This window comes from Bacillus sp. OTU2372 (assembly GCF_038440275.1).
Lineage (GTDB): Bacteria > Bacillota > Bacilli > Bacillales > Cytobacillaceae > Neobacillus > Neobacillus bataviensis_B.
This window is the reverse complement of the sequence record NZ_JASATK010000002.1, coordinates 174,970-196,973: the sequence shown is the minus strand read 5'-3', so window position 1 is coordinate 196,973 and position 22,004 is coordinate 174,970. Positions and strand designations below refer to the sequence as shown.

Annotated in this window: 18 protein-coding genes; 15 read left to right on the top strand and 3 right to left on the bottom strand. The window is 39.0% G+C overall.

Features of this window, described 5'->3' with window-relative positions; translation table 11 throughout:
- The first annotated feature begins 8 nt into the window (after positions 1-8).
- From AAHB15_RS05895 to recQ, 4 genes are all read left to right on the top strand, one after another.
- The gene (locus tag AAHB15_RS05895; RefSeq protein ID WP_342041979.1) at positions 9-1,169 is read left to right on the top strand and encodes a thiolase family protein; all 1,161 of its coding nucleotides are present in this window, start codon (positions 9-11) and stop codon (positions 1,167-1,169) included.
- A gap of 117 nt (positions 1,170-1,286) precedes the next feature.
- Positions 1,287-2,858: a fatty acid--CoA ligase gene (locus AAHB15_RS05890; RefSeq protein WP_342041978.1), complete on the top strand. Its 1,572-nt coding sequence runs from the start codon at positions 1,287-1,289 to the stop codon at positions 2,856-2,858.
- A gap of 14 nt (positions 2,859-2,872) precedes the next feature.
- Positions 2,873-3,967 carry a CaiB/BaiF CoA transferase family protein gene (locus AAHB15_RS05885; protein WP_342041977.1) on the top strand — a complete coding sequence of 365 codons (1,095 nt, stop codon included), beginning with the start codon at positions 2,873-2,875 and terminating at the stop codon, positions 3,965-3,967.
- Between the two features lie 205 nt (positions 3,968-4,172).
- A complete protein-coding gene (gene recQ, locus AAHB15_RS05880; protein WP_342041976.1) occupies positions 4,173-6,296 on the top strand; it encodes a DNA helicase RecQ in 2,124 nt (707 codons plus the stop codon).
- A 116-nt stretch (positions 6,297-6,412) separates the two neighbouring features.
- On the opposite strand, the gene AAHB15_RS05875 is transcribed toward recQ, so the two are convergent.
- The gene (locus AAHB15_RS05875) at positions 6,413-7,213 is read right to left on the bottom strand and encodes a formate/nitrite transporter family protein (protein ID WP_098527334.1); all 801 of its coding nucleotides are present in this window, start codon (positions 7,211-7,213) and stop codon (positions 6,413-6,415) included.
- 200 nt (positions 7,214-7,413) lie between these two features.
- On the opposite strand from AAHB15_RS05875, the gene yfkAB reads away from it, so the two are divergent.
- The 5 genes from yfkAB to AAHB15_RS05850 all read left to right on the top strand — a co-directional run bounded on the left by yfkAB (position 7,414) and on the right by AAHB15_RS05850 (position 11,922).
- Entirely contained in the window at positions 7,414-8,532 is a 1,119-nt protein-coding gene (gene yfkAB, locus AAHB15_RS05870) for a radical SAM/CxCxxxxC motif protein YfkAB (RefSeq protein ID WP_335574754.1), read from the top strand.
- A gap of 221 nt (positions 8,533-8,753) precedes the next feature.
- Positions 8,754-9,677 carry an HPr(Ser) kinase/phosphatase gene (hprK, locus tag AAHB15_RS05865; RefSeq protein ID WP_251565257.1) on the top strand — a complete coding sequence of 308 codons (924 nt, stop codon included), beginning with the start codon at positions 8,754-8,756 and terminating at the stop codon, positions 9,675-9,677.
- Between the two features lie 19 nt (positions 9,678-9,696).
- On the top strand, positions 9,697-9,981 hold the full coding sequence (locus AAHB15_RS05860; RefSeq protein ID WP_342042128.1) for a RidA family protein: 285 nt from the start codon (positions 9,697-9,699) through the stop codon (positions 9,979-9,981).
- Between the two features lie 155 nt (positions 9,982-10,136).
- Entirely contained in the window at positions 10,137-10,367 is a 231-nt protein-coding gene (locus AAHB15_RS05855) for a hypothetical protein (RefSeq protein WP_098996209.1), read from the top strand.
- Positions 10,368-10,590: 223 nt separating this feature from the next.
- Entirely contained in the window at positions 10,591-11,922 is a 1,332-nt protein-coding gene (locus AAHB15_RS05850) for a GntT/GntP/DsdX family permease (RefSeq protein ID WP_335574753.1), read from the top strand.
- Between the two features lie 42 nt (positions 11,923-11,964).
- Here AAHB15_RS05850 and AAHB15_RS05845 read toward each other — a convergent pair whose 3' ends face one another.
- Positions 11,965-12,810, bottom strand: a complete 846-nt coding sequence (locus AAHB15_RS05845) for a MurR/RpiR family transcriptional regulator (RefSeq protein WP_144563274.1) — start codon at positions 12,808-12,810, stop codon at positions 11,965-11,967.
- Positions 12,811-12,958: 148 nt separating this feature from the next.
- Here AAHB15_RS05845 and gnd point away from each other — a divergent pair, with 148 nt between their 5' ends.
- Positions 12,959-13,855, top strand: a complete 897-nt coding sequence (gene gnd, locus AAHB15_RS05840; RefSeq protein ID WP_342041975.1) for a phosphogluconate dehydrogenase (NAD(+)-dependent, decarboxylating) — start codon at positions 12,959-12,961, stop codon at positions 13,853-13,855.
- Between the two features lie 65 nt (positions 13,856-13,920).
- Here gnd and gntK read toward each other — a convergent pair whose 3' ends face one another.
- On the bottom strand, positions 13,921-15,465 hold the full coding sequence (gene gntK / locus AAHB15_RS05835; protein ID WP_144563272.1) for a gluconokinase: 1,545 nt from the start codon (positions 15,463-15,465) through the stop codon (positions 13,921-13,923).
- A gap of 623 nt (positions 15,466-16,088) precedes the next feature.
- On the opposite strand from gntK, the gene AAHB15_RS05830 reads away from it, so the two are divergent.
- The 5 genes from AAHB15_RS05830 (at position 16,089) to AAHB15_RS05810 (ending at position 21,878) form a co-directional block, all read left to right on the top strand.
- The gene (locus AAHB15_RS05830; RefSeq protein ID WP_342041974.1) at positions 16,089-16,850 is read left to right on the top strand and encodes a threonine/serine exporter family protein; all 762 of its coding nucleotides are present in this window, start codon (positions 16,089-16,091) and stop codon (positions 16,848-16,850) included.
- Positions 16,851-16,867: 17 nt separating this feature from the next.
- The gene (locus tag AAHB15_RS05825) at positions 16,868-17,314 is read left to right on the top strand and encodes a threonine/serine exporter family protein (RefSeq protein WP_335574748.1); all 447 of its coding nucleotides are present in this window, start codon (positions 16,868-16,870) and stop codon (positions 17,312-17,314) included.
- 206 nt (positions 17,315-17,520) lie between these two features.
- Positions 17,521-18,270, top strand: a complete 750-nt coding sequence (locus tag AAHB15_RS05820; RefSeq protein ID WP_446715844.1) for a C39 family peptidase — start codon at positions 17,521-17,523, stop codon at positions 18,268-18,270.
- A gap of 771 nt (positions 18,271-19,041) precedes the next feature.
- The gene (locus tag AAHB15_RS05815) at positions 19,042-20,457 is read left to right on the top strand and encodes an amino acid permease (RefSeq protein ID WP_342041973.1); all 1,416 of its coding nucleotides are present in this window, start codon (positions 19,042-19,044) and stop codon (positions 20,455-20,457) included.
- 179 nt (positions 20,458-20,636) lie between these two features.
- A complete protein-coding gene (locus AAHB15_RS05810) occupies positions 20,637-21,878 on the top strand; it encodes an ATP-binding protein (RefSeq protein ID WP_342041972.1) in 1,242 nt (413 codons plus the stop codon).
- Positions 21,879-22,004 lie beyond the last annotated feature (126 nt).

Genomic DNA, 22,004 nt, shown 5'->3' with positions numbered 1-22,004 from the left:
AAATAATCATGCGTGAAGTTGTTATTGTAGAAGGCGTTCGTACACCGGTAGGAAGAAAAAATGGGGTATTAAAGGATATCAGGCCGGATGACCTGGCAGGTTTAACCCTAAAAGAGCTCATTAACAGGGCCGGAATCAATCCAGCAATCATTGATGATGTTATTTTAGGATGCGTGACTCAATCGGGAGAGCAGGCTGGTGATATTGCCCGGGTAGCTGCATTAATTGCCGGGTTCCCAATCGAAGTTCCAGGAACAACAATTGACCGCCAATGCGGCTCCAGCCAGCAAGCCGTTCACTTTGCGGCACAAGCGATCCTCTCCGGCGACATGGATGTGGTCATCGCTGGCGGTGTTGAAAGCATGTCCCGTGTTCCAATGGGATCCAATTACAAGGGGGCGGAAGAGCCATTTAGCCCGAAGTTAAGGTCAAAGTATGAAATGATTCACCAGGGTCTATCGGCCGAGAGGATTGCTGAAAAATATGGGTTTACCCGTGCTGAACTTGACCAATTCGCACTGGAGAGTCATCAGAAGGCCCTTAAGGCGCAAGAAGAAGGATATTTTTCGAGAGAGATTTTTCCAATTGAAGTGACCCTTCCTGACGGAACAAAGGCTGTTATTAAGGATGATTCTGGTCCAAGAAAAGGAACTTCTCTTGAAGCATTAGCCGGTCTACGTCCAGCGTTTAAAGAAGATGGGGTCATTCATGCCGGGAATTCCAGCCAAATTAGTGACGGTGCAGCAGCCTTATTACTGATGTCACGGGAAAAAGCAGAAGAACTCGGTTTGAAACCTCGTTTTCGAGTCCACACACGTGTGGTCGTTGGATCAGACCCAACCTTAATGTTGACAGGACCAATCCCGGCGACACAAAAGGCGCTTGTAAGATCAGGCCTTTCGATTGGTGATATGGATGTATTTGAAGTCAATGAAGCCTTTGCGCCTGTTACGCTGGCATGGTTGAAGGAGACTGGTGCCGACCCTAGGAAGCTGAATCCGAACGGAGGTGCGATTGCCTTAGGCCATCCATTAGGCGGCAGTGGTGCACGTTTAATGGTTACGATGATGCATGAGCTTGAACGGACAGGTGGGCGATATGGTTTGCAAACCATGTGTGAAGGTCATGGAATGGCGAATGCGACTATTATTGAACGGCTGGAACGGTAAAAAACGATTCTCTGATAAACTTAAAAAATCTCTGATAACCAAATATCATCCTAATCCTAATGAATAAAAAAAGGCAGTCCCAACTGCCCTTAAGTTTAAATAATTGGAGGCGGCCTAATGAGTACGACGATTGGTAAAATCTTTGATTTAACAGTGAAAAAGTTCCCAAACAAACCGGCCATTTACGATGTCAGAAAAAATGTGCGCTACACCTATCAGGAGTGGAGCGAACAAGTAAACCGGCTAGCCAATGCCTTACTCAAAGAAGGGGTGAAAAAAGGAGACCGCGTATCAACCTTCATGTTTAATACCGAAGAATTAGGTACAGCCCTGTTTGCCTGCGCCAAAATTGGAGCGGTATTTAATCCAATTAATTTCCGTTTAACGCAGGAGGAGGTTGCCTATATTCTTTCAGATGCTACCCCGAAAGTCGTAATTTTTGAAAGGGCACTGGAGCCTGTAATTGAGGCTATCGCCGGCCGATTTGATAAAACTGCCTTTTGGTTTATCGATGAAAATAAGCCTGACTATGCAGCATCGTATCAAGAAAAACTGGCAGAAGCTTCTACTGAGGACAAAAAAATAGAGGTGAAAGAATCTGATATCTATGCGTTTATCTATACAAGCGGAACAACCGGAAGACCAAAAGGTGTGATGCATACACACCGCAATATGGTGGACCAAAGCGTATTGTGTATTGCCGCGGAAAAGCTTGAAGTAAATGATATCGGTCTTGTTACCGCACCGATGTTTCATTGTGCGGAACTCCATTGTGCCTTTATCCCAAGAGTCCATGTTGGGGCAAGTAATGTCATTTTGCATCAATTTAATCCAAAGGCCATCCTTCAATTATTTGAACAAGAAAAAATCACAAAACTATTTGCGGCTCCAACGATGTGGAATATGCTCCTTCAAGAGGATTTAACTCAATATAATCTTTCTAGTTTGAAGCTTGGGCTTTATGGTGCTGCGCCCATGGCTCCATCCCTTGTTAATAAGCTGCATGACCGCCTAGGTATCTCTCTAATCCAGGCTTACGGGATGACGGAAATGGGACCGGCCATTACCTTTTTATCAGAGAATGATCAGCTTCGGAAAGCAGGATCTGCCGGGCAAGCAGCTCTCAGTCATGATATTCGAATTGTCCGCACGAGGGAGGATGGCCCGTCAGATCCGGATGATATCGTTCAAGTGGGAGAAACGGGTGAGATTATTGTACAGGGACCGTGTATGATGCTTGGATATTTCAACCGTGAAGATGCGACTGAAAAGGCTATGTATAAAGGGTGGTACCACTCCGGCGATATCGGCTACATGGATGAAGAAGGATACCTTTATGTCAATGACCGTGTCGATGATATGATTATTAGCGGTGGAGAAAATATATATCCAAGGGAAGTAGAAGATCTTTTACATGCTCATCCTAGTGTCCTTGACGTGGCAGTTGTTGGTCAGCCGGATGACCGCTGGGGAGAAACGGTTACCGCCTTTATTGTAAAAAAGAATCCGGTTATTACGGAGCAAGAGCTGGATGAATATTGTAAAAACAGCGATCAGCTGGCCAACTATAAACGCCCGCGTAAATATGTTTTCTGTGAGTCACTCCCGCGGAATGCGAGCGGAAAAATTCAAAAATTTGTTTTGCGAAAACAATTGGAGGAGCTTCTTTCCCCCGACTCCAGCAAATAGAAAGGGTTTTGTCTATGTTAAAAGGAATAAAGGTGATGGATTTTACCAACTATCTTCCGGGACCATTTGCAACACTCAGACTAGCGGAATTAGGGGCAGAAATCATCAAAGTAGAGGCACCGGAAGGAGATCCAGCCCGGAACACAGGCGTATTAAAGGATAATGCTGGCCTTGTTTTTCTAGCGAATAACAGACAAAAGAAGAGTATTGCACTAAATCTGAAGGAAAAAGCTGACCTGGAGACTGCGCTAAGGTTGATTGGCCATGCCGATGTTGTGATTGAAAGCTTCAGGCCCGGGGTAATGGAAAAACTAGGTCTGGGATATGCAGCGGTTCAACAGGTGAAGCCTGATATCATTTACTGTTCTATTTCTGGTTACGGTCAAAATGGCCCGTTAAGTAAACTAGGAAATCATGACATTAATTATCTGGCTTTAAGTGGGGTCCTTGCCCAGCTTAAAGATCAACAGGGAAGACCCATCCATCCCTCGATCACTCTTGCCGATTATTTGGGCGGGTTTGCCGCCAATGAGCGGATTTTAGCAGGGCTTGTTTCAAGACTGTTGACAGGAAAGGGAAGCTATCATTCTATTTCCATTACTGATCAACTGGTATCACTATTGGGAAATCATGTCTTGGTAGAAAAAGAAACAGGTGAAGGAAGCGGTATAAACGTTTTGAACGGCAGTATTATTTCGTATGCGATTTACGAAACGAAGGATCAGCGTTACATGAGCTTAGGGGCGTTAGAGCCAAAATTTTGGAAGAGTTTTTGCCAGGCCCATGGACGCGAGGATTGGATAGGAGCTCATTTTTCCAGAACAGAAGCATCTAACCCAGTCTACCAGGAGCTCATCAACCTTTTTAAAACTAAGACCTTTTTCGAATGGACCGAATTTGCTCAGGCAGTAGATTGTTGTATGGCACCAGTCCTCGAGGTAGGGGAACTGAGCGAAAATCCGTATTTTAAAGAAAAAGAACTTATTTTTGCATCGTCCTGGGGAGATTATCAGGTTAAAATGCACAGCGATTTAGAGCTCCCGGTGATTGCTCCTCCTCCTAAAAAAGGTGAGCATAAAGCAGAGATTTTAAATAATATCTTCATATAAACAAGAGAAAGGCTATCGGAGGGAGCGATAGTCTTTCTTTTTATGGTTAAGAATACTCTCGGACAAAAAAAGGTTGTTCTCGGATAAGCGGAAAGTACTCTAGGCATGAGAATTTTCTCTCTCAGTTTTTTTAATTAATAGAACAGTATCCGCTCTGAAAGCAGTATAATATAGACAGTTCCTAAAATTGAAAGGAGATACAATTTTGTTTGAACAAGCACTTTCCCTACTAAAAACACACTTCGGTTACAGTTCCTTCCGAAACGGGCAGGAGCAGGCAATCCGGTCGGTACTAACAGGTCAGAATACCATTTGTGTCATGCCGACAGGCGGCGGTAAATCGATTTGCTATCAAATTCCAGCCCTCGTCCTTTCAGGTACCACAATCGTTATTTCCCCATTGATTTCCTTAATGAAGGATCAAGTCGATACCCTCATCCAAGCAGGAATCCCTGCCACATTTATTAATAGCTCGTTAAATTTTTCAGAAGCTAATAGGAGAATAAACGAAGCAAAAGCAGGGAAATACAAGCTATTGTACATAGCGCCGGAAAGATTAGAGTCATATGATTTTCTCGAGGACTTAAGGCAGATGGACATACCATTAGTTGCAGTGGATGAAGCCCACTGTATCTCTCAATGGGGACACGACTTCCGCCCAAGCTACCGTCATATCCAGCAGATGGTTAATAACCTGCCGCAAAAACCGGTAGTACTCGCCCTTACAGCAACCGCGACACCAAGGGTTCGGGAAGATATTTGTTATTCTCTCAAAATTGATCAAACGAATACAATTATCACCGGATTTGAACGGGTAAACTTATCTTTTTCTGTTATTAAGGGGCAGGACCGTCTTAAGTTTCTCCTTGATTATCTAAAAAAGAATCAACAAGAAGCCGGTATTATTTATGCAGCTACAAGGAAAAATGTTGATCAGCTATATGAAAGACTGCGTAAGGAACAAATCAATGCCGCCCGCTATCATGCCGGAATGGGGGATGCAGACCGGGCTCGGGAACAGGAACGATTTTTAGAGGATAAAGCTTCTGTGATGGTTGCCACCTCCGCATTTGGGATGGGTATTGATAAATCCAATATCCGCTATGTCGTTCATTTTCAGATGCCCAAAAATATGGAGAGCTATTATCAGGAAGCAGGACGTGCAGGCCGGGATGGGTTAGATAGTGAATGTATTTTGCTTTATTCTCCTCAGGATGTTCAAGTTCAGCGTTTTCTTATCGATCAATCGAGTGATCGTGGCAGGATAACGCAAGAGTTAGAAAAGCTGCAGCAAATGGCGGATTACTGCCACACGGAAAACTGTCTTCAGGAATTTATTTTAAGATATTTTGGTGAAACAGAAACAGAAAGCTGTGGGAGATGTGGAAACTGCTTAGATTCAAGAAGCAAGGTGGATGTAACGAAAGAGGCACAAATGGTGATGTCTTGTGTGATTCGAATGGGCCAGCGCTTTGGGAAAAATCTAACTGCCCAAGTGCTAACGGGATCAAAAAACAAAAAAGTCTCAGAGATGGGCTTTGATAAGCTGACCACTTATGGAATCATGAAGAATCAGGGTGCAAGAGAAGTAGGAGAATTTATTGAATTCCTAATCTCACAAGAATTAATTGCGATTGAGCAAGGGCAATTTCCAACCATCTTTGTCGCACCACAAGGCAAGGATGTCCTCCTAGGCAAGCAGCAGGTTTATCGAAGAGAAGCGGTACAGGTTAAACAAGTGTCGAAAAATGATCCATTATTCGAAAGCTTAAGAGAAGTGCGTAAACGAATTGCCGAATCGGAAAATGTCCCGCCATTTGTGATTTTCTCGGATGCCGCGCTTAAAGATATGTGTGCCAAACAGCCGAAAACGAGTGAGGAATTTTTACAAGTGAGCGGAGTTGGAGAGCACAAGCTGCAAAAATATGGACTGGAGTTTATTCAGGCTATACGTGTATTTCTTGAGGAGAATCCAGAATATCAAAGTGAAGAAGTACCAGCATCCAATGCACCGAAAAAAACGACCAAAAAGGTCGTTCGTGACTCACATTTAGAAACATATACCTTGTATAAAGAGAATCTCTCTCTCAATGAAATTGCTGAAAAGCGGGATTTATCTCTCAAAACGGTTGAGGAACATATCATCCAATGCGCACAGCAGGGGATGGAGGTTAACTTTACCGCTCTCATTCCCGAGGAGTATCTGCCATTACTAGAGCAGGCGGTAGCAGAAGCAGGAAGGAGCCGCTTAAAACCGATTAAGGAACTACTGCCTGAAGAAGTCAGTTACTTTATGATCAAGGCATATCTTTATTTTTTAAGTAAGTAAGATGAGGCTGGAAAATTTCCAGCCCTTTCTAAATAGTTATAATGTCGTAATCTCTCTGTTCTTGTGAATATTTCCTTGGAAATTTGTCGAAAGGCAGAACAGGGACCATGACTTAATTAATGCCCCTGCTCCTTATCATACTCAGCTAAAAATGGCTTATTTGCATAGTAGTACATCATCGCCATAAACACAGCACCGCCAATTAAATTACCAATCGTGACCGGAACTAAATTATGTACGACCCCTGCCCAAGAAATTGTGCCTGGATGATTTAATACCAAAGCAATAGCGAACGTACACATATTAGCAATACTGTGCTCATATCCAGAAATAAAGAAACAGAATACAAACAACATCATTGCAAACATTTTTGGACCATCTCCTTTTAATCCCATTGGAAGGAAAAAGGCCATACATACGAGCCAGTTACAAAGAATCGCTCTAAAAAATAATTGAGTTGTCGGAACTTGCATTTTTACTTCCACGACATGAAGTAAAAAGCCGTTCACAGATGAATCTGCATAAAGTCCGGTAGTAAAAATAATAAAGGCAAACACGGCAGCTCCCAAGATATTACCAAAGTAACTACAAATCCATAGTTTGATGACATCGACCCAAGCCATTTTCTTACGGAGCGCTGCATAGGTGTAATAAAATGTATTACCCGTAAATAAATCACCGCCTCCATATGCTATTAAAATAATAGCTGCTCCAAAGGTAAGAGCTGCCATTGGATAGGCAAACGGGGAATCTTTTAGATAGAAAAAGTTCCCTGTCTTAAAGGCAACAATAACGCCAAAGCCGATAAACATACTCGCAAGCATTGCCCGTAATAAGTAGCGAAGGATGCTTTGACGGAATATTTTAATCTTTTTTAAAGCGAGCTTTTCCGCTTCACTTAAAGGTTGCATTTCCATGTAAATGACCACCATTCTAACGTTTAATATTATCTGTATATTGTAAACGAAAGGAGTCAGGATATGTATATTTTTGGCGAATTTTCCTTGAATAGACACAATTGCTGCAACATAAAATTTGTTAACACTTAAAACAACCCATTATTCTAGAAATCAGCTATAATAAAAAGGTTTTGAAGATTGATTTTTAAGGAGTTCAAATGTTGACTAGAAAACAAATCACCCCAAAATATGATCCATGGGAAGCTTATTTAGACATTGAGGAGTATGGGAAGCCGCTGCTTTCGAATATTGAATTCACCACGACAACCCTATGTAATATGCGCTGTGAACACTGTGCAGTTGGCTATACATTACAGCCAAAAGACCCAGACGCACTGCCGCTTGATCTGTTATTAAAAAGATTGGATGAAATTCCGTCATTGCGTTCATTAAGTATTACTGGCGGGGAACCGATGCTCTCCTTATCCTCGGTAAAAAATTATGTTGTACCAGTATTAAAGTACGCTCATGAGCGTGGTGTCCGAACACAAATTAATTCCAACTTAACCCTTGAATTAGGACGTTATGAGCTCATTGTCCCTTATTTAGATGTTTTACATATTTCGCATAACTGGGGCACAGTGGATGATTTTGCCCAGGGCGGTTTTGCAAGGATGGAGAGAAAGCCCGATTTCAAACAACGAGAAGCCTATTTTACGAGAATGATAGAAAACAGCCGTGAACTTGTGAAAGCGGGAATCATGGTATCCGCAGAAACTATGTTAAACAAGCGGACTCTTCCGCACTTAGAGAAAATTCACCGGCAAATTGTTGAAGAGATGTTATGTCAACGGCATGAGGTCCATCCTATGTATCCAAGTGATTTTGCCAGCAGCCTTGAAACTCTTTCATTAGGGGAGATAAGGGAAGCTATTCATCATTTATTAGATGTTCGGGATGAAAATGTCTGGATGCTGTTTGGGACACTGCCATTTTATGCGTGCAGTAAGAAAGAAGAGGACCTAGCGCTTCTAAAAAGACTTTATGAAAGTAAGAATGTCACCGTAAGAAACGATCCAGATGGCCGTTCTCGTTTAAATGTGAACATTTTTACTGGAGACATCATCGTTACGGATTTCGGTGATACACCACCACTTGGAAATATTCAAACAGACGATTTAATATCGGCCTATGACAGTTGGCAATCCTCTAACCTTGCAAAAGAATTAAGTTGTCATTGTCCGGCTGTGTCCTGTCTAGGACCTAATATCTTAGTAAAGAATAGTTATTATCAAGATATAGATTTTGCTACACAGAAAGCAACTATAATAAAGTAATAGGAAAAAATAGTGTTAGGAAGGCTAAAAAAGGGAGGTATGGTCCTTTTTTTGGCCTTCCCTATTTTATAGCATTAGGTTAACCAGTCTTCTGGTTGACCTTTTCTATTGTTATGGTTTAACGGCTACAGCTGACTTCTTAAAAAATCTCACATTCTACTATGTAAAGGATGATAAAATCAAGACTAAGAAAGTGATTTAGGATGGAGAGTGGCACAGACATGAAGATATTAACAGTTGAAAACTTAGTTCGAAAATTTTCTTTGAAAATATTGGCTGGAGAAAATCAATTACAACAAACCATTACACAATCCCGATCTCATCGTCCGGGTTTAGAATTCGTTGGACACTTTGATTTTTTTCCAACTGAACGTGTTCAAATACTAGGAAGAAAGGAAATTACTTATTTACATAAGTTAAGCATTGAGGAGCGTAAGATACGAATAGGTAATATCGTTAAATACCATCCTCCATGCTTTATCGTTACAGCGGGACAGGAAGGTCTAACGTATTTAACACAGTATTGTCTTGAAGAGGGAATCCCGTTGTTATGTACGTTAGAGCCTCAAACGACTTCTGAATTTATTATGAAGCTTGATGCATATATGGTAAAAAAATTAGCGCCAGAAATCGCCGTCCACGGGGTATGTATTAATGTATATGGAATGGGCATTTTACTTAGGGGAAAATCAGGTATCGGCAAAAGTGAAATTGCACACACAATGATTGGCAGAGGTCATAGGCTTGTGGCTGATGATATTGTTGTATTAAAAAAGCTTAGTCCACGAACCATTCTTGCTACACATGACGGAAAGACGAAGGAATTTCTTGCTTTAAGAAGTGTGGGACTATTGAATGTGGTCCGCCTATATGGGAGAAAAGCTTTTCAGGATGAGACGAGAATCGCACTCGATATTGAACTGACCAAATGGCAAAAAGATTCCCTCCATAACGAATTGGATCACGAATCTAGATTTACGGAATATATGGACGTTCGAATCCCTCATATTGAGATTCAGCTCCAACCTGGCCGTGATGTTGCAGGATTGATTGAAGCCGCAGCAAATAACTGGCTTTTGAAGCAGGAAGGATACAGTGCTGCAGAAGAGTTTATGAGACGGCTGGAATCTGATGTAAGCTTGTAAAAACAAATACACCTCAGCCATCATTGGATCGGACCCTGAAACAGGTGAAATGCCTGAAAGAGTCGAAGACGAAGTGGCCAATCTTTTTCATTACCTGAGAGAGATCATGGAGCTTGCCGGAGGAAGGACCGATGATATCGCACATTTAAGTGTTTCAGCAACAGACCGTGAATATGAAAAAATTGTCAATGTTGAGTGGCTAAAAATGTTTCCAAATGAAAATGATCGCCCTGCAAGACATACCAGTGTTAAAAATCTAAGGGAAGGCCTTAGAGTACAAATTGAAATGACCGCTGTCTTGTAAAAAGAATACTTATTGAAGTAAGGCTACTTTTTATAGATACAAGTCAATAAGCTCTTTTCTTAAAATTACTTAAAATAAAAATATCTTTAAGAGACATTAATTATGTCTCTTTTTTTTGCAGTTTGGAACAATAAAAGGATGAGGAGGGAAAAGAAATGGACCATATTGAAGCATTTTTACGAAGCAAGAATTGGCTTGATACCGATTTAGACTCAAGGTATATCAACGTCAACCACCCCTATGCTATCCTTGTTTCGGAGGATGAGGGCCAAGTTACTCTGAGAGGAAATTCTGGCATAGACAATGGCCAGAATGGTGAAGAGATTTTTACTTTCACCTCTTTAAATGAGCTACAGGAATGGTTTGAAGACAATATTGGAGAGTAGAGACGGGACATTGGCACCCGTCTCTTTTCTTAATCGGAAGGGCCTCTTAAATTAATTATGTTGTGGAGAATGAAAAAAAATATTTTGTTTAGTAAGTAAACAAAATATTTTTTCAAAATAATTGTTGAAATAAAAAAATTTTTTTCGTATAATCAATTTTGTTGGAAGTGCTTTCATGGTGATTCTACAAAAATCGATTAAAACTTAGAGGGGTGGCAATCAAATGGATGCCTATTTATTACTCATTACACTTGTTTCAATTGTTATTGTTATTTTAGGAGTTTCATTGTTTAAGTGGCATGCGTTTATTAGTTTAACAGTAGCAGGATTATTCTTGGCGATTATGTCAGGATTGGGTTTAGATAAAATTGTTGCCGCTTACGAAACAGGAGTTGGCGGTACCTTAGGGCACTTAGTCGGTATCTTGGCTTTGGGAACAATTCTAGGAAAAATGTTGTCTGAATCTGGAGCAGGTTTACAAATAGCTAATTTCTTCATAAAAGTATTTGGTGAGAAGAAACTGCCTTGGGCCATGTTTCTATCAGGGTTCGTCATTGGGATCCCAGTCTTCTTTGAAGTTGGAATTTTAATTTTATTACCGCTTGTTATTTCAATTCAAAAAGCATCAAAACAAAATATTTTATTAATTGGTTTACCAGCGATTGCGGGTTTATCGATTGTCCACGGACTTGTCCCTCCGCACCCTGGTGCGATTGCGGCTATAGGTCTTTATGGGGCAAACCTTGGTAAAGTATTACTTTACTCATTAATCATTGCGATCCCGGCGGGAATCATCGGTGGACCATTATTTGCTAAATATATCAACAAACGTGTCGTACCGGTTGGAGAACCAGAATTAGTGCGTGTTGATGACAATAAAGACAAAAAGTCATTACCAAGTGTAGGTGTTTCTTTCCTTACTATCTTAATGCCAGTTATCCTAATGATTTTAGGAACAGCAGCACCATATTTACCTGTACCAGCTGGTTTTGAAAAGTTCTTAGTATTTATTGGTAGTCCAATCATTGCTTTATTGATTTCATGTTTCTTTGCCTTTTATTTCTTAGGCTTCCGTCAGGGAATCGATAAAAACGCAATTAAGAATTTTACAGAGGAATGCATTTTACCAGTTGGTTCTATTCTATTAATAATCGGAGCAGGCGGTGGATTTAAGCAGATCCTTATTGAAAGCGGAGTGGCGAAGGTCATTGCGTCGATGTCTGAAGGAATGTCATTATCTCCACTTGTATTAGCTTTCTTGATTGCTGGTTTAATTCGAATTGCAACTGGTTCGGCTACGGTATCTTTAACAACTGCTGCTGGAATTGTGGCACCAATCGTAGCTAATATGTCAGGTGTTAATTTAGAATTACTTGTTATCGCCACGGGAGCAGGTTCGTTAATGTTCTCTCATGTTAACGATGCAGGCTTCTGGATGGTGAAAGAATATTTGGGTCTTTCCATTCAAGAAACTTTTAAAACGTGGACTGTACTGGAAACGATTTTATCCTTCATTGCGTTTGCAGGTGCACTTATTCTTAACATTTTTGTATAAAATAAAGAGGATGGCCTAATTTAGGTCATCCTCTTTAAATATCTACATTCTTGTATGAGAAATTGCTTGTCTTACTTTTCCGAGAGAGTGTTTTGCTTTTTCTTTATTAAGGACCATTATATTCACATAAAGTGCGTCAATAAGGCTTAATTGGGCTATTCTCGACGAAAGGGCCTCGGAACGGTATTCTGTTTCTTCTGAACTCGTATAGAGTGCAACATCCGAATACTGACAAATGGGCGATTTTGGATAACTTGTAATGCCGATCGTTTTTGCCCCATTTTTTTTAGCCGTCTTTAATATATTTAGGGTGTCTTTATTTGTCCCCGAGTGGGAGATTACTATTGCTACATCATTTTCTCCTAACTGAGAAGCTGACATAAGTTGAAAATGGGAATCGATAAATGCAAACGCTTTAATTCCTGTGCGCACAAATTTATGAAAAGCGTCCATAGCCACCACATTTGATCCGCCAGTACCATAAAATTCAACCCGGTTGGCCTTCATTAGCAGACTAACAGCATCTTGAATGGAATTGCCGTCAAGGATCTGTAAGGTGTTTTCTAATGTTCTGATATTAGAATGAAAAATCTTATCAGCTACTGTTTTTTCATTATCGTTTTCATTGATTTCCTCATGAATCTGCTGTATGGGTTCGATAATTTCGGAAGCAAGAGCGATTTTCATTGCTTGATAACCTTTAAAACCTATCCGCTTGCAAAAGCGAAATACCGTCGCATCAGCCACTTGCAAATCTTCGGCGACTTCATTGATTGTATTATGGATAATTTTTTCAGGATTTTTTAAGATATAATCTGCAACTTTTTTTTCTTTTTCACTTAGACGTGCGTAATAAGAGCGTATCTTTCCCAAACAGTTTTGTGCCATAAATTGGTATCCTCTCTATAAAAAATCGTATCTTAAGTATAGCATGAAATTATCTGAAAAAATATTTTTTCAAGTATTAATTGATTTAAGAAAAAAATTTTCATATAATACAATTATAAAGAAAAAATTATTTCGGAGGTTTTTCCAAATGGAGATCGGTTTAATAGGACTAGGAAAAATGGGTTATAATCTTGCACTTAATTTGATGGAAAATAAACATAATGTGGTTGCATTTGATGTAAATAAGGAAGCTGTTAAAAAAATTAGTGGAGAGGGAGCAGTTGGGGCTGAATCTATTTCTGCCCTGGTAAAAAAACTTTCCACTCCTAGAATCGTATGGGTTATGGTTCCATCGGGTTCTATCACTGAACAAGTGGTGGAGGAGCTAAAGGACGAGCTGGCGGAAGGGGATATCGTTATTGATGGAGGGAATTCTCACTATAAAGATTCCATCCAGAGAGGCAAGGAACTTGCAGAAAAAGGCATACATTTCTTCGATGCAGGTACGAGCGGCGGTATGGCTGGAGCAAGGGAAGGCGCCTGCATGATGGTTGGCGGAGATAGGGAGGTCTTCAGCACGATTGAACCAGTTTTCCGTGATATCAATGTAGACAATGGTTACTTGTATGCAGGCAAGATCGGCAGCGGCCATTTCTTAAAGATGATTCATAATGGAATTGAGTATGGAATGATGCAGGCAATTGCGGAAGGGTTTGAAGTTTTGGAAAAAAGCGATTTTGATTTTGATTATGAAAAGGTTGCAAGAGTTTGGAATAATGGTTCCGTTATCCGCTCTTGGCTGATGGAACTAACGGAAAACGCCTTTTCTAAAGATCCTAAACTTGATTCTATTAAAGGAATTATGCATTCTTCAGGAGAAGGTAAATGGACAATTGAAACTGCTCTTGAACTTCAAACAGCAATGCCTGTAACGGCTTTGTCACTGATGATGCGATATCGATCACTCGAAGAAGATACCTTTACAGGTAAAGTTGTCGCTGCTTTAAGAAACGAATTTGGTGGACATGCAGTTGAAACAAAATAATAGGTTAGAAAAAAAGCATCCGGATTTTAATCCGGATGCTTTGCTTTTTTTAGGTTCAAAAGAGGTTACTTTACCCACTTCTCTTGGAAACTTGTAATAGGACCATATTCATTTTCTAAAACGCGTGAGACGCGGATATAGATAGGTGTTAAGTCGTTATAAATTTCTACATTACTTTCGATTGGCTGATGGGCATGGGTTGAACCAACTAGTTCAGACATAATTGAAAAATCCTCAATTTCCCCAAGAGCATACATACCTAGAACGACTGCACCCAGACATGAGCTTTCGAAGCTTTCTGGGACTACAACCTCCTGGTTGAAAATATCTGCCATCATCTGCCGCCATAATTCAGACCGTGCAAAACCGCCTGTTGCTTGAATTTTGGTGGGCACTCCAATAACTTCCTGAAGCGCAAGTAAGACAGAATATAAATTTAAGATTACACCTTCGAGTACAGCTCGAATCATATGCTCTTTTTTGTGATGAAGTCCAAGGCCAAAAAAGGATCCTCTTGCATGGGCATTCCAAAGTGGCGCGCGTTCACCGGCCAAATAAGGATGAAAAATAAGGCCATCAGCACCTGGAGCAACCCTTGAAGCGATTTTGGTTAATACTTCATAAGGGTCAATTCCCAAGCGCTTAGCTGTTTCCACTTCGGCTGATGCCAACTGGTCACGCACCCACCGGAAGGTCATGCCGCCGTTGTTCACCGGACCGCCAACAACCCAATGTTTTTCTGTTAGCGCATAGCAAAAAATTCTTCCTTTTGGATCTGTAACCGGTCGATCCGTCACCGTCCGGATGGCACCACTTGTCCCAATCGTAACAGCTACTACACCAGGGTCTATGGCATTAACGCCTAAATTGGAAAGAACACCATCGCTAGCCCCCACTACAAAAGGTGTTTCTATAGATAGTCCAAGTTCTTTGGCAAACTCCTCTTTTAAGCCTGTTAAATAATAGGTAGTTGGGACAGGCTCGGATAGTTTATCACCGTTAATCCCAGCTACTTCTAGGGCTTCAGCATCCCAAGCAAGCTCTTCAAGGTTAAACATTCCTGTTGCCGATGCAATGGAATAGTCGACGACATATTTGCCAAATAGTTTATGGAATATAAATTCCTTTATCCCGATGAATTTATTTGTCTGATTAAAGAGTTTAGGCTCGTCGTGGCGCAGCCATGTAATTTTACTTAATGGTGACATCGGATGAACAGGTGTTCCAGTCCTTCGATAAATAGCGAGTCCGTTTAGTTCCTTTTTAATCGTTTCAGCCCAGGCAGTTGCCCGGCTGTCAGCCCAAGTTATACAGCGGGTAAGCGGTTTATCTTCGTCACTCATGGCAATGACACTATGCATTGCGGAACTAAAAGAGACAAGTTTAATTTTCTGGGAATCAATTTCCCCCTTCTTGATCGCCACTTTAATGGTTTCCACCACCGCCCTAAAAATTTCTTCCGGGTCTTGCTCAGCAATAGATGGGGTTGGGCTATATAGTGGATATTCGACATGGTGCATACTAATGACCGTCCCTTTATCTTTATAAAGAACTGTCTTAGTACTAGTTGTTCCAATATCTACGCCAAGGTAGTAAGATAGGTTATCCATTAGAAAATCTCCTTTAATATTAATTAGAAGTTTTTGACTGGAGAAAAAATTCTTCTAAGTAATAAATAATATGAAAAAATATTTCTTATATCATAATTGTACCTGAAATAATTATTGTTTTGAAACTTTTTTGACTTTAAATTTGAATTAAAAATGCAGTGGATTACATCCAAAGATCAACTATCTTCATTTTTTGTTCAAAATGAAATTTATATGTGCGTTGTAGGAGCAACCCGCCTAAAACTTCCATATTATTTTTTGGGGATTTAATTGCTGCATAAGCGGGTTTGTATTTTGGGACAGAAAAAGGTTTGCGCCTATATTGAATACACAAATGACGAATGAATATTTAAGTATAGGAGGGGTAATTCCCTTTCTTTTCTTAGAACTCATCGTTTTTGGATTGCCTTTTGTTGCCTTGCTTTTGACTGAAAAAACAACACTTGCTTCCCTTTATAGGGTAGTGGTAATCTTGAATCTGGTGTTTATGAAAATCTGGAAACAATAATCCGAACAGGCAGCCAACCTAATGATAAGGCTGCTTATTATTTTTCGCCAGATTGCTTCGAACACTTATTTTCTTTAAACTGATAATAAATGTTGAAATATGTGGTGAGAAATAGATGGAAAAAATAGTTGAACAGACATATGAAATCATGGAGGTTTGCTTGCTTGCAGGGAAGATTATGCTTCAAAGCGGCGGAGAAACCTATCGCGTGGAAGATACCATGATGCGGATCGCAGCTTCCTTTGGGATTGAAAAATCACATAGTTATGTCACTCCAACGGGAATCATTTTCTCAGCAGAAGGATCGGAACCAACTAAAACTAAACTTATCCGAATATCAGAACGGTCAACCGATTTGAAAAAAGTAGCCATGGTGAATAGTATTTCTCGGAGTATTAGCAGCGGGGAATTGGACTTGAACGAAGCCTTGAACAAATTAAAGGATATTGAAGAACTTAATGTTACTTTCCCAATGCGATACCAAGTAGCAGCAGCCTCAATAGCCAGTGGTTGTTTTATGATTATGTTTAACGGCGGCTGGAACGATTTTATCCCTGCAATGATATCTGGTGGAGCAGGATATGTAAGCTTTATTGCTTTTCATCGCTTTGTGCCGATTAAGTTCTTTTCAGAGTTTTTAGCTTCATTTGTAATTGGGTTACTATCATTATTATTTGTTAGGATCGGCTTGGGGCATAAATTAGATACGATTATCATTGGCTCAGTCATGACATTAGTTCCGGGGCTTTTAGTGACCAATGCCATCCGTGATTTAATGGCCGGCCATTTGGTTTCAGGTCTGTCAAAAGGGGCTGAAGCCTTTCTGACGGCGTTTGCGATTGGGGCCGGAATTGCGTTTGTATTATCATTTTTATAGCATGGTGGTGAACGAGAATGGACATTCTTTCGCAGGCTATTACCAGTTTCCTGGCTACAGCAGCATTTGGGATACTATTTAATGCCCCAAAAGAATCCTTAATAAAATGCGGTTTAATCGGGATGGGCGGATGGTTAATTTATTTTCTTCTCGAAGGTTATAACCATGATCCAATAGCAGCCACATTGGCTGCAACAATTTTTATTGCGCTCCTCAGCCAAGAAATGGCGAAGCTCTATAAGATGCCGGTGATTATTTTTAGTGTAGCAGGCATTATTCCATTAGTCCCTGGCGGTCTGGCGTATGACGCGATGAGAAATATTGTAGAAAATAACTATAACGATGCGATTGCTCTAGCAGCACGAGTGCTAATGCTGGCAGGTTCAATTGCCTTTGGATTAGTTTTTTCAGAAGTTATTAATCAGATTGCTAAAAAAATTAAACATTCAAGGATAAAAGTTTAGGAAGCGTGGGGACGGTTCTTCTGCTTCAGAAGAACCGTCTCCATGCTTCCCTTTTTTAAGGAAAAATTAAGAAAAGACACTTATGATTAAATTTGGTAAAGTTTTACCTTTAAACAACTAGCATAATTTGATAATGTTATATAATAGTATCTTACTAATTTTTACATCATCAGCAAAGAATCTAACAAGGAATGGTTTATCTGCCTATGAAAAAATTTCTAATTATCATAGTGATTCTCTCGCTTACCGTTTTTGGGACCAAAACGATTTTTGCGGTCATGTCTGAGCAGCAAGCATTTGCAAAGACGTTTAAGGCTGTTCCCTTAAAAACAAGAGAAGTAGTTCTTCAGGCGAAGGTAGCTCCCAGCTTACCAGATAGTATTAAACTGGATGTGCCTTTAATTATGCAAATGGATCAACCGCTTCTTTACAATGGCTGTGAGGTAACAAGCCTTGCGATGATTCTTAACTATTCTGGTGTAAAGGTAACGAAAAATGAGTTAGCTAAAAATATTAAAACAGTCCCGTTAACCTATAGTAATGGCCAAAAAGGAAATCCTAATATTGGGTTTGTTGGAGATATGGCACATGGACCTGGGCTTGGAGTATATAATGGACCTGTTTTCGAACTAACAAAGAAATATGTCGGCGATCGAGCAGTAAATCTTACGGGTAAACCATTTACTGATATTTTAAAAGAGGTGGGACAAGGGCGTCCTGTTTGGATAATTACCACGTCCAGCTTTGCTCCAATCTCTGTTTTTCAAACCTGGAATACACCCCAGGGTAAAATTAAAATTACCTTTAGCGAACATAGTGTCGCCATAACTGGATATGATGAAAATTATATCTATATTAATGACCCATATGGTGGGAAAAATAAGAAATTAAACCGTGAAAGTTTTATTAAGGCTTGGGAGCAAATGGGCAAGCAAGCAATCGTTATAAAAAATTAAAAAATGTCCTGTATTTGATACAGGACATTTTTTATTGGTAAAATTGGGCGAAGGCAGAGGGAAAATCCCTCTGCCTTCTTTTAAAGAAGATTCATTTAGTTAGAATCTATTGTAACTTGTGAATGGTTGTTGTCATTTAATATCAGCCATTGCAAGGTAAAAATTCTATTTATTGTAATTGTTTAATAAAAACAAGTTTGCCGCGGTTATTCTTCCACCTGATGGTTTTATACCTAAACGACGTAAGCCCTACCTCTCTTACATCCTAACGGCTCCGAAGCCGATCCAGTGTGAATAAGTTTTTATCTTAAAACATAAGCAGAATGCCAGAAAAAAATTCTTACATTGCATTAATCTTATCTATTACAAGTTACTCTTTATTTTTGGAGTACAAAAAATAATAATACACTGTTTTAATCGATGTGTCAAGAAATATTGGTGATGTAATTGTTATTGTTTTAATTACTGCGTAACTAAGCACACTTGAAAATGGTATAAGTGGTAAGAGCTAACCTTTTTTACTAACGTTTCTTAAGAATACAAAAATTACTTTTTTAAAATAATGAAACCAATAAGTAAAACATGTGGATATAGTGAAAATTAAGATGTATAGATGCTTCCATGTGGGAATTTTTGTATTGGAACTATTTTGAAATAATATATTTTTTTAAAATTTATTGCTTTTTCTGAAAAATCATTATACTATTCAAATATAAGTTTTTGGGCACTCTTTTCAGAAATTTTAGAAATTAAACCCAAGGGGGTTATATAATGGATTTATTTAGAAAAAAATCAATCCAACAGCTTATTCAAGATGTTGGTCAAAAAGATGTAAACTTAAAAAAAGAGTTGGGTGCATTCGATTTATCCATGCTCGGGATTGGGGCTATTATCGGCACGGGTATATTTGTTCTTACAGGAGTAGTAGCTGCTGAGCATGCGGGTCCTGCAATAATACTATCCTTTATCTTATCAGGATTAGCATGTGTATTTGCAGCCCTATGTTATGCAGAATTTGCCTCAACGGTCCCGGTTTCCGGAAGTGCCTATACCTACAGCTATGCGACCTTTGGTGAGATCATAGCTTGGATATTAGGCTGGGATTTAATTCTGGAATATGGACTTGCTTCATCAGCTGTAGCGAGCGGTTGGTCGGGCTATTTTCAAGGATTGTTAGCAGGGTTTGGAATTCATTTTCCTAAAGCAATTACAAGTGCTTATAATCCTGCAAATGGAACTTATATTGATGTTCCAGCGATCTTAATTGTTTTCATTATCACAATGCTACTAACACAAGGTGTAAAAAAATCAGCTCGATTAAATACTATTATGGTTATTATTAAGCTTGCAGTTGTAGTATTATTTATCGCTGTTGGAGTATGGTATGTAAAACCAGGTAATTGGACTCCGTTTATGCCGTTTGGATTCTCTGGTGTGACAACTGGAGCAGCTACTGTCTTCTTTGCTTACATTGGTTTTGATGCTGTTTCTACAGCGGCAGAAGAAGTGAAAAATCCACAGAAAAATATGCCGATTGGTATTATTGCCTCTCTATTAGTTTGTACGGTTTTATATATCATTGTATCTGCCATTTTAACTGGGATTGTTCCTTATCAACAGCTAGGAGTTAAAAATCCCGTGGCTTTTGCTCTTAACTATATTCACCAGGATTGGGTAGCAGGTTTCATCTCTTTAGGAGCAATTGCCGGTATCACTACAGTTTTATTAGTTATGATTTATGGACAAACACGTTTATTTTATGCAATCAGCCGTGACGGATTACTGCCAAAGGTATTCTCTAAGGTAGATAAAAAGAAGCAAACACCAATGATAAATTCTTGGATCACTTGTATTTTAGTATCAATCTTCGCAGGATTAGTTCCTTTAGGAAGACTTGCAGAGTTGGTAAACATCGGTACATTATTTGCTTTTATGACTGTATCAGTTGGAATATTGTATCTACGTAAAAACAAGCAGACCCCAAAAACTGGTTTCCGTGTACCGTTTGTACCATATATCCCGATTCTTGCTTTCTTATTCTGTGGATATTTAGCTCTTCAGCTTCCAGCTCTATCATGGATCAGTTTCGCTGTTTGGTTAGTAATTGGATTATTTGTTTACTTCGGATATGGACGCAGGCATTCAACGTTAAATGATAAAGTTAAGCGCATGAAGAAAGTCAGCTAGTCAACAGGAAAAAGAACTTGCTTTTTGGCAAGTTCTTTTTTTTGTTATAATTTTATCGAATATTGTCGGAAATTATCGAGTAAACAAAAATATTGTCATTTGGATTCGTGAAAGATGGTAGAATAGGAGTAGAGAACTAGTTTGATCTATTATTATTTAAATATTAAGGAGTTAGCTATATGAAAAAAGGTAGCAATAATCTTAGATTATTTGCTGAAGAAAAAAAAGCGATAATCCTTTTTTTATGTTTATTTAACCTGCTTTTTTATGTTTGGGATGTGTATTACTACTATATTAGGTTATACATTGGTGGCAGTGTTGAAGTTTCCAGAGATGGTTTAGGACTATCTTTATATTTTTTAATGTTGTTACCCCTTTTTTTGGCTGTTTACCAATTCAAAAAAGGGAAGCTTTTCTTAATTAAATATCTATATTTAACTGCCTTCCTAATGATTGATATTATAGATAACTTAATTAGGTATATTGGAACAAATCATCATTTTGCAACTGGGAATATAGTAGAGGTCCTCTGTATTCTATTTGCACCTATATTTGTAAATAAGAAGTACTTTTGGTTTACTGCTATAGGAATCATTGGGAAATATATATTAATAGGTCTAATACTGCAGGATATCAATGTTGTTTTTCCCATATTACTTTACTTAATTTTATCAGGAATTGCTCTAACTGTTTTGGTAAGGTTTTATTCTTACATTCATTCGTTAACTGATGTTTACGAGGAACTAAAGAACAAGGAGAAACTCGCGGTGATTGGTCAAATGGCAGCAGCTATTGGTCATGAAATTCGGAACCCTCTCGCAGCATTAAAAGGATTTACTCAGTTCCACCAGGAAAACTATCCAAAGACTAATAACTATTTTCCAATTATGATTGAGGAAATCGACCGCATCAACTCAATTGTTGATGACCTTATGTATATAGGAAAACCAAAAAAAATTAAATTTGAAAAGGCAAGCATCGAGGAAATTATTGCCTATACCCTATCGATTACCCAGCAGCAGGCTGAAAGACAAGGTGTAACTGTCGAAACTATTATTGCTGGACCATTGCCCCCGATTGATTGTGATGAAAAACAACTAAAACAGGTTTTTATTAATTTAATTAAAAATGCAATTGAATCGATGCCTGAAGGCGGCCGGATTCACATTCAAGTAAAGGTCTTTGAAAAACAGCAGAAATTATTAATTTCAATTAAGGATGAAGGTATGGGGATTGCTGAAGAAGACATCTTAAATCTTGGTGAGCCTTTTTTCACTACAAAAAAGGATGGAACAGGTTTAGGCTTAATGGTTACTAACCAAATTATAAAAGATCATCTAGGGGAAATTAAGATCGAAAGTTCCTTAAAAGAGGGAACTAAAATCAAAGTTATTTTACCGATTAATAATAAAGGAAATTAGTGGTTAACTAAATTTTTCAACTTGTTAGAAAAAAATGAATATCCTTTACGTTAAACCAAAATATTTCTTATTTATTCATAAATCGACTTGATTTATTGTACTTTAATTAATTTAAATGTTTTATAA

What these genes read in the sequence shown, in the direction of transcription:
- AAHB15_RS05895 (WP_342041979.1), top strand. Translation starts at nt 9, where the DNA reads ATGCGTGAAGTTGTTATTGTAGAAGGCGTTCGTACACCGGTAGGAAGA.
- AAHB15_RS05890 (WP_342041978.1), top strand. Translation starts at nt 1,287, where the DNA reads ATGAGTACGACGATTGGTAAAATCTTTGATTTAACAGTGAAAAAGTTC.
- AAHB15_RS05885 (WP_342041977.1), top strand. Translation starts at nt 2,873, where the DNA reads ATGTTAAAAGGAATAAAGGTGATGGATTTTACCAACTATCTTCCGGGA.
- AAHB15_RS05875 (WP_098527334.1), bottom strand. Translation starts at nt 7,213, where the DNA reads ATGGAAATGCAACCTTTAAGTGAAGCGGAAAAGCTCGCTTTAAAAAAG.
- yfkAB (WP_335574754.1), top strand. Translation starts at nt 7,414, where the DNA reads ATGTTGACTAGAAAACAAATCACCCCAAAATATGATCCATGGGAAGCT.
- hprK (WP_251565257.1), top strand. Translation starts at nt 8,754, where the DNA reads ATGAAGATATTAACAGTTGAAAACTTAGTTCGAAAATTTTCTTTGAAA.
- AAHB15_RS05855 (WP_098996209.1), top strand. Translation starts at nt 10,137, where the DNA reads ATGGACCATATTGAAGCATTTTTACGAAGCAAGAATTGGCTTGATACC.
- AAHB15_RS05850 (WP_335574753.1), top strand. Translation starts at nt 10,591, where the DNA reads ATGGATGCCTATTTATTACTCATTACACTTGTTTCAATTGTTATTGTT.
- AAHB15_RS05845 (WP_144563274.1), bottom strand. Translation starts at nt 12,810, where the DNA reads ATGGCACAAAACTGTTTGGGAAAGATACGCTCTTATTACGCACGTCTA.
- gnd (WP_342041975.1), top strand. Translation starts at nt 12,959, where the DNA reads ATGGAGATCGGTTTAATAGGACTAGGAAAAATGGGTTATAATCTTGCA.
- gntK (WP_144563272.1), bottom strand. Translation starts at nt 15,465, where the DNA reads ATGGATAACCTATCTTACTACCTTGGCGTAGATATTGGAACAACTAGT.
- AAHB15_RS05830 (WP_342041974.1), top strand. Translation starts at nt 16,089, where the DNA reads ATGGAAAAAATAGTTGAACAGACATATGAAATCATGGAGGTTTGCTTG.
- AAHB15_RS05825 (WP_335574748.1), top strand. Translation starts at nt 16,868, where the DNA reads ATGGACATTCTTTCGCAGGCTATTACCAGTTTCCTGGCTACAGCAGCA.
- AAHB15_RS05820 (WP_446715844.1), top strand. Translation starts at nt 17,521, where the DNA reads ATGAAAAAATTTCTAATTATCATAGTGATTCTCTCGCTTACCGTTTTT.
- AAHB15_RS05815 (WP_342041973.1), top strand. Translation starts at nt 19,042, where the DNA reads ATGGATTTATTTAGAAAAAAATCAATCCAACAGCTTATTCAAGATGTT.
- AAHB15_RS05810 (WP_342041972.1), top strand. Translation starts at nt 20,637, where the DNA reads ATGAAAAAAGGTAGCAATAATCTTAGATTATTTGCTGAAGAAAAAAAA.